This is a genomic window from Aquimarina mytili (assembly GCF_016735115.1).
GTDB lineage: Bacteria > Bacteroidota > Bacteroidia > Flavobacteriales > Flavobacteriaceae > Aquimarina > Aquimarina mytili.
The window spans coordinates 1-1,392 of the sequence record NZ_JAERQJ010000027.1 but is presented as its reverse complement, the minus strand read 5'-3'; the positions used below and the strand labels follow the sequence as shown (position 1 = coordinate 1,392).

1 protein-coding gene is annotated in these 1,392 nt (G+C 41.6%); it reads right to left on the bottom strand.

All coding sequences use genetic code 11. The features are described 5' to 3' along the window. Window positions 1-275 precede the first annotated feature (275 nt). Window positions 276-1,331, bottom strand: coding sequence for an IS110 family RNA-guided transposase (locus tag JJQ60_RS21855; RefSeq protein WP_201924771.1), 1,056 nt, complete (start codon window positions 1,329-1,331; stop codon window positions 276-278). Window positions 1,332-1,392 lie beyond the last annotated feature (61 nt).

Sequence of the window (1,392 nt, the reverse complement as noted above, 5' to 3'; positions counted from 1 at the left end):
TCCTATGAAAAGCCTTAGTCCAGTTCTCTAAAGTTAATAAATATTTCCTTTTTGCTTTAAACCATCTTTTTTCTTTTAATATAACTTGCTCAGCATCCTATATGTGATACACCATTTATGGGGTTCACCGGCATCTGTATGATTATAAGTTATAATAGAACAGCTCACTTGCTATAAATGTGATTCCCGATAAATCAAGATCACCCACGTTGTTTTGTGATACTGTCCTTGCTACTTTTTGACGAGCTTCGTTATTGGTTTATAATGTTACCCTTTTATGAAACAACCCCTATTTCATAAGGTGTTTCCGTTTTTATAACCGCTAGGGTTCTGCTCAATAGTTTTCGTGCTACCTTAACGATGATACTCTTTACGTTCTTCCCTATATGCTTGCGATAATAGGTTTGCATTACAGGGTCTGTGCGTATCGCTTGCCAAGATGCCTCTACGAAGTAAGATCGTATTAACCGATGTGCTCTAGGTGTCATGCCCATTGTTTTTTGATTCTCCCCACTTTGGTGCACACTGGGAACAAGACCTACATAACCGGCCAAATGCTTCACGCTATTGAACCTGCGCAGATCTCCCAACTCACATAGAATACCACAGGCAACTATACCCCCGATACCCGGAATGCTCCTGAGCAACATATAATCCTTCTTGTAATGGACCTTGCAATACCTTCTTAGCTGCGTAGAGACATCGCGAAGTTCTTGGTCCACAAAACGGAAGAAACGTATCCTACTATCCAAGGTGGCCTTGGCCGTGGGGTGTTCGAAAATCATATCGTCCAACCAATTACGATACTTATGGCTCCAATGGTCATTGTCGAACTCCTCGGGCTCCTTGATACCAAAATACAACAACTGCATCTTGATATAACTCTTGATTCGCCTGAAATCTTTCACCAGGTCGTTGCGACGTCTGAAAAGACTGCGAAGTTGTTCGCGCTCTATATCTGGTATTACTATACTTCCTAAACGACCATCTTTGAGTTCGCGAGCTATCAATTGAGCGTCTATCCGATCCGTTTTGGTATGTTTCTCCTTGCCCTTTCTATGTATATCGGCTGGATTCACAACCAAAGAGCGCCAACCATAACTCTCGAAACAACGATGAGCGTAATAGCCGCAGCAGCCGGCTTCATAAGCTACACTTACTTGGTGGTCGATAAAGTGCTTCGTGACATACTTTTGCAATTGCTCTGGATCGGGAGCCATACTGAAAGATTTACCCGAAAACAATTCTGTAGCACAGTGAACCTTCCAGCTTCGCTTGTGAATGTCGATACCAATGTATAACTTAGGGCAAGCGGTAATTTGAGTATTCATATCTTTAATTTTTAGTTCATTTTAAAGATACTCGACTTACTGCTTTTTCATCGATGCTATA

Bases quoted from the DNA above. Each gene is read 5' to 3' on its own strand.
- JJQ60_RS21855 (WP_201924771.1), bottom strand. From the start codon at position 1,331: ATGAATACTCAAATTACCGCTTGCCCTAAGTTATACATTGGTATCGAC.